The organism is Rhodovarius sp. (genome assembly GCF_040399605.1).
Classification (GTDB): domain Bacteria; phylum Pseudomonadota; class Alphaproteobacteria; order Acetobacterales; family Acetobacteraceae; genus Rhodovarius; species Rhodovarius crocodyli_A.
Genome location: NZ_JBBARU010000111.1, coordinates 1 through 8107 on the forward strand (window position 1 = coordinate 1; position 8107 = coordinate 8107).

The 8107-nt window shown below is 66.3% G+C and carries 10 protein-coding genes; 6 read left to right on the top strand and 4 right to left on the bottom strand.

Features of this window, described 5'->3' with window-relative positions:
* Positions 1 to 622: hypothetical protein (locus ABWP84_RS17360; RefSeq protein WP_353213284.1), on the top strand; the 622-nt coding region annotated here is incomplete at its 5' end.
* Positions 623 to 634: 12 nt separating this feature from the next.
* Here the strand turns inward: ABWP84_RS17360 and ABWP84_RS17365 are convergent.
* Positions 635 to 1243 (bottom strand): DUF938 domain-containing protein, encoded by a 609-nt coding sequence (locus ABWP84_RS17365; RefSeq protein ID WP_353213285.1) that lies wholly within the window; start codon positions 1241 to 1243, stop codon positions 635 to 637.
* Between the two features lie 107 nt (positions 1244 to 1350).
* Here ABWP84_RS17365 and ABWP84_RS17370 point away from each other — a divergent pair, with 107 nt between their 5' ends.
* Both ABWP84_RS17370 and rfaD read left to right on the top strand, forming a co-directional pair.
* Positions 1351 to 1881 (top strand): GNAT family N-acetyltransferase, encoded by a 531-nt coding sequence (locus ABWP84_RS17370; protein ID WP_353213286.1) that lies wholly within the window; start codon positions 1351 to 1353, stop codon positions 1879 to 1881.
* On the top strand, positions 1878 to 2858 hold the full coding sequence (gene rfaD, locus ABWP84_RS17375) for an ADP-glyceromanno-heptose 6-epimerase (protein ID WP_353213287.1): 981 nt from the start codon (positions 1878 to 1880) through the stop codon (positions 2856 to 2858). Before ABWP84_RS17370 ends, rfaD begins: the two co-directional genes overlap by 4 nt.
* On the opposite strand, the gene mtnA is transcribed toward rfaD, so the two are convergent.
* The 3 genes from mtnA to ABWP84_RS17390 form a co-directional block, all read right to left on the bottom strand.
* Entirely contained in the window at positions 2851 to 3933 is a 1083-nt protein-coding gene (gene mtnA, locus ABWP84_RS17380; RefSeq protein WP_353213288.1) for an S-methyl-5-thioribose-1-phosphate isomerase, read from the bottom strand. The two genes, rfaD and mtnA, sit on opposite strands and share 8 nt — an antisense overlap.
* A gap of 80 nt (positions 3934 to 4013) precedes the next feature.
* Complete coding sequence (locus ABWP84_RS17385; protein WP_353213289.1) at positions 4014 to 4487, bottom strand: UPF0262 family protein; 474 nt, start codon at positions 4485 to 4487, stop codon at positions 4014 to 4016.
* 3 nt (positions 4488 to 4490) lie between these two features.
* Entirely contained in the window at positions 4491 to 4955 is a 465-nt protein-coding gene (locus tag ABWP84_RS17390) for a DUF983 domain-containing protein (RefSeq protein WP_353213290.1), read from the bottom strand.
* A 108-nt stretch (positions 4956 to 5063) separates the two neighbouring features.
* Here ABWP84_RS17390 and ABWP84_RS17395 point away from each other — a divergent pair, with 108 nt between their 5' ends.
* The 3 genes from ABWP84_RS17395 to ABWP84_RS17405 all read left to right on the top strand — a co-directional run bounded on the left by ABWP84_RS17395 (position 5064) and on the right by ABWP84_RS17405 (position 7824).
* The gene (locus ABWP84_RS17395) at positions 5064 to 5744 is read left to right on the top strand and encodes an aspartate/glutamate racemase family protein (protein WP_353213291.1); all 681 of its coding nucleotides are present in this window, start codon (positions 5064 to 5066) and stop codon (positions 5742 to 5744) included.
* A gap of 212 nt (positions 5745 to 5956) precedes the next feature.
* Complete coding sequence (locus ABWP84_RS17400) at positions 5957 to 6760, top strand: 3-hydroxybutyrate dehydrogenase (RefSeq protein ID WP_353213292.1); 804 nt, start codon at positions 5957 to 5959, stop codon at positions 6758 to 6760.
* Entirely contained in the window at positions 6757 to 7824 is a 1068-nt protein-coding gene (locus ABWP84_RS17405) for a patatin-like phospholipase family protein (RefSeq protein WP_353213293.1), read from the top strand. The genes ABWP84_RS17400 and ABWP84_RS17405 overlap by 4 nt, the downstream gene beginning before the upstream one ends.
* The last annotated feature ends 283 nt before the right edge of the window (positions 7825 to 8107 follow it).

Below are 8107 nucleotides of genomic sequence, written 5' to 3' on the forward strand. Positions count from 1 at the left end.
TTTCCAAAATCGTAAGCGCGCCATGCCCGAAGTCCTCGCCAATACCCCGCCACCCGCCCTGGTTGCGGCCATGACTGGAGCCGAGCAGGCCCTGCTCCGCGCCGCCGCCACCGGCGCCCAATCCATGGTCGAATTCGGCTGCGGGGGCAGCACTGCCATTCTCCTTGCGGCCGGCCATCGCCTGCTCTCGGTCGATTCCGATACCACCTGGCTCGCCCGCGTGGCGGTGGAGCAGGAAGCAGCCATCGAAGCGGGCCGCCTGCTGCAGCACCATGCCGATATCGGCCCGCTGAGCGATTGGGGCTGGCCGCTGCACCCGCCCAGCGCGTTGCAAGGTCAGGATTATTGGCACGCGCCATGGGCGGGCATGCCCAGCGCCGATCTCGTTCTGGTCGATGGCCGCTTTCGCATCGCCTGTGCCCTCGCCGCCCATGGCCGCCTCACGCCCTGTGGCGTGCTGGCCATCCATGATTACTGGAACCGCCGCGCCTATCAGCAGGGATTGGACGATTTCTTCGAGACCATCGGCGCCGCCGGCACCATGGCGCTGCTCAAGCCACGCTTGGTGGAGGCCGCCGCCCTCGCCCAGGCGCTCGAACGCCACGCGGCGGACCCGCGCTGAGCCGTGCCGCCCTCACCCATCGGCAGCAGCCGGATGGCGGCGAAACACCACTGAGAGGTTATTCGCCGGCATCTCAATCACCTCGGGCGGGCCAAACCCGGCCGCCACCCCCGCCGCCGCCGCCGTCTCCAAATCCCGAATGCCCCAGGCGGCGTCGCGCTCGCGCAGGCTTGCATCGAATTCCGCATTGCTCTCCACCATCGCCCCCGCCACCCGATAGGGGCCGTAGAGATACAGCAGCCCTCCGGGCGGAAGGCAGGAAGCCGCCCCGCGCAGCAGCCCCTCCGTGGCCGCCCAGGGCGCGATATGGATCATGTTGATGCACAGCACCGCCTGGGCTGCCATCACCGGCCAGGGTGCCGCGGCGTCGAGTGCCAAGGCCGGGCGCATATTCCCCTGGCCCTGGCCCCAGGCATCGGTGCTGGCCCGGGCTTCGGGATGGGGGTCGCTGGGCTGGATGGTCAGGCCGGGGAAGGCCCGGGCGATGGCCAGCGCATGCTCGCCACTGCCGCTGGCCACCTCCAGCACCAGCCCCTGTTGCGGCAGAATGCGCCGCAGCACGGCCAGGATGGGGTCGCGGTTGCGGGCGACGGCGGGGGCCTCGCGGCGTGGGTCTTCCATGCCATGCTGGTAGCCTGGCTGGGGCGCAGCGCGCCAGGGCAGGCTCGCTTTCACCCAGCGGCTTTCCTGGGCTAATGAATCACGCCATTGCCCCTGGGAGTTCGCGCATGATCCGAGAGGTTTCCGCACAAGCCGCCGAGGCCGGGCTGGCCGAATTGGCCGATATTCTGGTCGATGCCGTCGCCCATGGCGCCTCGGTCAATTTCCTGGCCGGGCTTTCCGTCCATGAGGCCGAACTCTTCTGGGCCGGCCAACTCCCCGGGCTCAGGGCCGGAAGCACCAGGCTCTTCGTGGCCGAACAGGCCGGAGAATGGCTGGGCACCGTCCTGCTCTTCATGGCGCATCAGCCCAATGCGCCGCACCGCGCCGAGATCGGCAAGATGCTGGTGCGCTCCACCGCCCGCCGCCGCGGCCTCGGCCGCGCCCTGCTCGCCACCGCCGAGGCAGCCGCCCTCGCCGCCGGCCGCAACCTTTTATTGCTCGACACCGAAACCGGCAGCGCGGGTGACCGGCTCTACCGCGCCGCCGGCTGGGTGGAATATGGCCGGGTGCCCGGCCACGCCCTGCGCCCGGATGGCGAACCGGCCGAAACAACCATGTTCTACAAGCGCCTCGATGCTGGCATAACGCCCGCATGATCCTCGTCACCGGCGGCGCCGGCTTCATTGGCAGCAATATCGTGGCGGCACTCAATGAGGCCCGCCGCGGCCCCGTGGTGGTCAGTGACCTGCTGCGCCAGGGCAACAAATGGCAAAACCTGCGCAAGCGCCAAATCGCCGATATCGTCCCGCCCGAGGAACTCGCCGCCTGGCTGCCCGGCAAACCCCTTGAAGCGGTGATCCATCTGGGCGCCAATTCCGCCACCACCGCCAGTGATGGCGATGAGGTGATGCGGCGCAATTTCCGCTGCTCCCTGATGCTGCTCGACTGGTGCACCGAGCACAGCGTGCCCTTCCTCTATGCCTCCTCCGCCGCCACCTATGGCGATGGCGGGCAGGGCTATGATGACGCCGCCGCCACCACCAGCCTCGCCCAGCTTCGCCCGCTCAACCTTTATGGCTGGTCAAAGCACCTCTTCGACCAAGTGGTGGCCGCCCGCCGCGAGGCCGGCCAGGCTTTGCCGCCGCTCTGCTGCGGCCTGAAATTCTTCAATGTCTATGGCCCCAATGAGCAGCATAAGGGCCCGATGCGCAGCGTCGTCCACAAGGTGTTCGAAACCCTCTCGCGCGGCGAGACGGTGGAACTCTTCCGCAGCCACCGCCCCGATTACGCCGATGGCGAGCAACTGCGCGATTTCGTCTTTGTCGAGGATGTGGTGGCCATCCTGCTCTATTTGCTTGACGAGCCCGTCAGCGCCCCACCCCTGCTCAATATCGGCGCCGGCCAGGCACGAAGCTGGCTCGATCTGGTGCGCGCCGTGGGTGCCGCCATGGGCCAGGAGGTCACGCCGCGCTTCATCGACATGCCGGCCTCCATCCGCGACAAATACCAATACCACACCCTGGCCGATCTCTCCCGCCTGCGTCAGGCCGGCTGGAATGCGCCCATGACCAGCCTGGAGGAGGGCGTGGCAAAAACCGTGGCCATCCTCGCCTCGGCCGATCCCTTCAGGTGAATTTTTCCGGATAAAGCCCGGCCAGCCCCGCCACCGAGGCAGCGCAGCGCCCGCGCTCGGTGATGAGCCCGCTCACCAGCCGCGCCGGCGTCACATCAAAGGCCGGATTGGCCGCCGCACTGCCCGGCGCGCTCACCTGAATGCGCCGCAGCACCCCCGCCTCATCCGGCCCGCTCAAATGGGTCACCTCGGCGGGCGAACGCTCCTCGATGGGAATCTCCCTCACCCCATCCACCACCGCCACATCCAGCGTGGAATGCGGCAGCGCCACCCAGAACGGCACGCCATTGTCGCGCGCCGCCAGCGCCTTGAGATAGGTGCCGATTTTATTCGCCACATCGCCCTGCCGCGTCACCCGATCGGTGCCGACAATGCAAATATCCACCAGCCCATGCTGCATCAAATGCCCGCCGGCATTATCCGCAACCACGGTATGCGGCACGCCATGCGCGCCCAGTTCAAAGGCGGTCAGGGCGGCGCCCTGGTTGCGCGGCCGCGTCTCATCCACCCAGACATGCACATCCAGCCCGGCATCAAAGGCCTGGTAGATCGGGCTGAGCGCCGTGCCGAAATCCACCGTCGCCAGCCAGCCGGCATTGCAATGGGTCAGCACATTCACCCGCCCCTTCGCTGCGGCAATCTCGGCCAGCAGCGGCAGGCCATGCTGGCCGATCAGCCGGCAGGTCTCGGCATCATCATCGGCAATCGCCGCCGCCTCGGCATAGGCCACCGCCGCCCGCTCAGCCGGCGGCACATTCCCCAGCACCGCCACCATCCGCTCCAGCGCCCAGCGCAGATTGATCGCCGTCGGCCGGGTCTCGCCCAGCATCGCCGCTATCGCATGCAAATCCCCCGGCGCGCTGCGCATGGCCAGCGCCAGGCCATAAGCCGCCACCGCGCCAATCAGCGGCGCGCCGCGCACTTGCATGGAGGCAATGGCATGGGCGGCCTGCTCAGCCGTTTGCAGGCAAAGCTGCTCGACGCGCCAGGGCAGCATGGTCTGGTCCAGAATCCGCACGCTCCAGCCATCGGCATCGAGCCAGACGCTGCGATAGGTTTGACCATTGATCTTCATGCCGATGCCCTGCTCACTGCGGGCGTCGCCCGCCCCCGCGCCGCGCTATAATGGGTTTCCGCAGGCAAGGGCAGGGCCCCTCAAATCCGCTGATGCAACGCACAAATCAGGGTGAAAAGCCGCCGCGCCGTCTCATGATCCAACCCCACCCGGCCCTCAAGCCGGCTGATCAGCAATTCCGCGCCTTCATTGTGCAGGCCCCGCCGCCCCATATCGATCGCCTGAATCCGCGCCTCGCCATCGCCCGAGACCACCGCCAGCTCATGGCTTTCCACCACCATGATGTAATCCTTGATCAGCCGCCGGAACGGCCCCAGCGCCAGGATGATGGCGCGCAGCGGCTGCCGCCCCTCGGCGTCACGAATATCAAAGGCCAGCCGCCCCTCGCGCAGCGTCAGCACCAGCGAAAACGGCCCCTCGCCCAGATCCGCGGGGTCAAAGCGGTTTTCCTTCAGAATATCAGCCACCGCCTGGCGCCGATCCGCCTCCGCATAGGCGCTTTGCGGCGCCGGCGCCTCGGGCAATTCCAAATGGATTAGGCGGCGATTGGGCAAGGTTCAGCTCTTATCGGGAAAAAGATTGGGCATATGCTCATTGCCGGTGAAACCCAGCCGGCACAGCAGCCCCACCACCGCCCCCTTCACCGGCCGCAGCAACAGCGTGCAGGCGATGGTAAACAGCGGCAGCCACAGCGCCATATGCACCCACATGGGCGGCATATAGTGCTTCTCCACCCAGAACACCGGCGGCAGGAGCACATGGCCTGCCAGCAAAATCACGAAATACGGCGCCGCATCATCCGGCCGCAGCTTGCCAAGCGGCGTGTGGCACGCCTCACATTCCGGCACGAGCTTCAAATAACCCTGAAACACCCGCCCCTCGCCGCAGACCGGGCAATGATTGCTCGCCCCCCGGCGCAGCGCCAGCCAGAAGGCCGGGCGCGGATAGGGTGCCGGCGGCTCGGCGCGTTGTGGCTCCCAGCTTTCGAGGGGGGGCATGGCGGGTGCCGCTTCAGCGGTCATAATAGGGCGTTCCGAATTTTGTGCGATGCAGCAATACAACGCCTCGCCAGCAAAACTGTCCAGCAAAACCGCCTTGCGTGCAAGACGATGCAGCAGCAAGCTGGACGCATGGTCGAACGCATCCTCATCATCAACCCCAATTCCTCCATCTCCTGCACCGATGGCATGGCCGAGGCGGTGGCGCATTACGCCACCCCCGGCCTGCCGCGCATCGATGTGGTGCGCCTGCCCGATGGCCCGCCCGCCATCATCAATTGGCGCGACTGGTTTTCGGTGGCCGAGCCCTTGGCGCGGGTGATCGAGGCAGAGGAGGCGGCGGCCTACATCATCGGCTGCGTCAGTGACCCTGGGCTCGACCTCGCCCGCAGCGTCACCCGCCGGCCGGTTTTTGGCATGCTCCGCTCTGCGGTGAGCGCGGCGCTCAACCGGGCGGATCGCTTCGGCATGATCGGCTTCACCGATCTCTCGCGGCCCCGGCAGGATAAATGCTTTCAGGCACTCGGCGTGGAATCCCGCCTCGCCGGCTGGATCCCGCTGAACCTCGATATGGAAATGCTGACCGACCCGGTGGCACCGCGGGCAAAAATCTGCGCCACCGCCCGCGCCCTGGCGGCGCAAGGTGCGGGCGTGGTCATCCTCGGCTGCGCCGGCATGGCCCGCCACCGGGCGGCGGCCGAGGATGCGGCCGGCGTGCCGGTGATCGAACCCGCCCAGGCGGCAGCGGCAGCAGCCATCGCGGCCGTCCTGGCCGAGCGCGAGATGGCAGGCTTGCGCCTCGCCGCCGAATAAAGCGGCCGGATCAGCATTCTCTCCCGATTATAGCCTGTGAAAGCAATGTAATAGGCTATTGCTCGCCCGCAAAAGCACCCCGCGCCGAATGGCGCCGGCATCATGACGCGACAGCGCGATGCAAATCTGTCATAGATGCCCTTCGTGTTTAGTGCTATTTCGTAACGTCACATTGCGTTGCAACAAAAATTTCCAAGGTTGAGACCAAAAACATGAGCTTAGCGGATAAGGTTTTGGCAGGGCAGGGCGCCCTGGTCACCGGCAGCACATCGGGCATTGGCCTGGGCATTGCCCGGATTTTCGCACAGGCCGGCGCGAAGGTAATGCTGAACGGCTTCGGCAAGCCCGAGGAGATCGCCGCCGCCCGGGCCGAGATCGGCGCGCTGATGGGCGTGACAGAGGCCCCCTACTCGTCGGCCGATATGTCCAAACCCGCCGAAATCCGCGCCATGGTAGCCGAGGCTCAGGCCGCCCTCGGCTCGCTCGATATCCTGGTGAACAATGCCGGCATCCAATTCGTCGCCCCGGTGCAGGACTTCCCCGAGGAAAAGTGGGACGCCATCATCGCCATCAATATGTCCTCCAACTACCACGCCATCAAAGCCGCCCTGCCGGCCATGCTGGCCCGTAGCCGGGGGCGGATCATCAATGTCGCCAGCGCCCATGGCCTCGTCGCCAGCCCCTATAAATCGGCCTATGTCGCCGCCAAGCACGGCGTGGTGGGAATTACCAAATCCATCGCCCTCGAAGTGGCGCAATCGCCCATCACCTGCAATGCGATCTGCCCCGGCTTCGTCCGCACCCCCCTGGCCGAGGCGCAGGTGGCGCCGCTCGCCGCCAAATTCGGCATCTCCGAAGAATCCGCCCTGCGCGACCGCCTCCTGGAAAAGCAGCCCTCCAAGCGCTGGATCGAGGTGGAGGATGTGGCGCGCATGGCGCTCTATCTGGTCGGCCCCGGCTCGGGCTCGGTGAATGGCGCAGCCCTGTCGATTGACGGCGGCTGGCTCGCGGCATGATGGACAGCACGCCCCAGAACCTGCCCTCGCCCATCGCCCATAGCCGCGACACCCGCAAGATCAACCTGGCCTTGCAGGGTGGCGGCACCCATGGCGCCTTCACCTGGGGCGTGCTGGAGCGGCTGCTGGACGAAGATTGGCTGGATTTTGACGGCATGTCCGGCACCTCGGCCGGCGCCATCAACGCCGCCATCTTCGCCCTCGGCCTGAGCGAGGGCGGCCGCGCCGGCGCGCGTGATGGCATGGAGCGGTTCTGGCGCAGCCTGGGCGCCACCTTCGCCATGAGCCCGATGAAGGCCAGCCCGCTGGAAAAGGCGATCTGGGGCTATGACCTTAGCTATTCCATGGCCTGGAACGCCTTCGAGGCACTCACCCGAGTGGCCTCGCCCTATCAGCTCAACCCCTTCCCCATGGAGTTCAACCCGCTGCGCCGGGCGCTGCAAAACTCGCTCGACCTGAAAAAACTGCGCGACGACAAACACGCCATGCGGCTCTTCATCTCCGCCACCAATGTCCGCACCGGCAAGCCCAAAGTGTTCCGCCGCGAGGAATTGACCGTCGATGCCCTGCTCGCCTCCGCCTGCCTGCCCAATGTCTTCAAGGCGGTCGAGATCGATGGCGAGGCCTATTGGGATGGCGGCTATCTCGGCAACCCCGCCCTCTGGCCGCTCTATCACGAGCGCTCGGCCGCCGACATCATCCTGGTGCAGCTCAACCCGCTTTACCGGGCCGAGATTCCCACCACCGTCTCCGACATCATGAACCGGCTGAACGAGATCAGCTTCAACGCCTCGCTCATGAGCGAAATGCGCGCGATCGACTTCGTGCAGAGGCTCCTCGAAGGCGGCCGCCTCGAACAACCACGCTACCGCCGCCTCTTCCTGCACAGCATCGAGGATGAACCGCGCATGCGCGCCTTCAAACTCAGCACCAAATTCAACGGCGATTGGGATTTTCTGCAAACGCTGCGGCAATATGGCCATGAGGCGGCCGACCATTTTCTGAGCCAATCCTCGGCGCAAATCGGCCGGGAGAGCACGCTTGATATTCAGCGCTATCTCTGAAGTGCCGCCCCAGGAGGGGCGCTGCCCCTCCCGGACCCTCCCCGCCAGGGGCGAGGCGCCCCTGGACCGCCATGGATTTTCTCCTGGGTTCCAAGGGCCTCCCGGCCTTTGGTCGGGGAGTTTGAGGGGCGAAGCGCCCTCAACTGCGCGAGCGGAGCGAACGAAGACTTTGTGATTACTTGTTCGCTTCGCGTCCGAGAAGGGCTCCGCCCCTCTGCCGGCCGTTGGCCGTCGCCTTCGGCATCGGGCTCGTCATCGATATCTATGTTCTCTCGTGACGCAT

What these genes read in the sequence shown, in the direction of transcription:
- ABWP84_RS17365 (WP_353213285.1), bottom strand. Translation starts at nt 1,243, where the DNA reads ATGGAAGACCCACGCCGCGAGGCCCCCGCCGTCGCCCGCAACCGCGAC.
- ABWP84_RS17370 (WP_353213286.1), top strand. Translation starts at nt 1,351, where the DNA reads ATGATCCGAGAGGTTTCCGCACAAGCCGCCGAGGCCGGGCTGGCCGAA.
- rfaD (WP_353213287.1), top strand. Translation starts at nt 1,878, where the DNA reads ATGATCCTCGTCACCGGCGGCGCCGGCTTCATTGGCAGCAATATCGTG.
- mtnA (WP_353213288.1), bottom strand. Translation starts at nt 3,933, where the DNA reads ATGAAGATCAATGGTCAAACCTATCGCAGCGTCTGGCTCGATGCCGAT.
- ABWP84_RS17390 (WP_353213290.1), bottom strand. Translation starts at nt 4,955, where the DNA reads ATGACCGCTGAAGCGGCACCCGCCATGCCCCCCCTCGAAAGCTGGGAG.
- ABWP84_RS17395 (WP_353213291.1), top strand. Translation starts at nt 5,064, where the DNA reads ATGGTCGAACGCATCCTCATCATCAACCCCAATTCCTCCATCTCCTGC.
- ABWP84_RS17400 (WP_353213292.1), top strand. Translation starts at nt 5,957, where the DNA reads ATGAGCTTAGCGGATAAGGTTTTGGCAGGGCAGGGCGCCCTGGTCACC.
- ABWP84_RS17405 (WP_353213293.1), top strand. Translation starts at nt 6,757, where the DNA reads ATGATGGACAGCACGCCCCAGAACCTGCCCTCGCCCATCGCCCATAGC.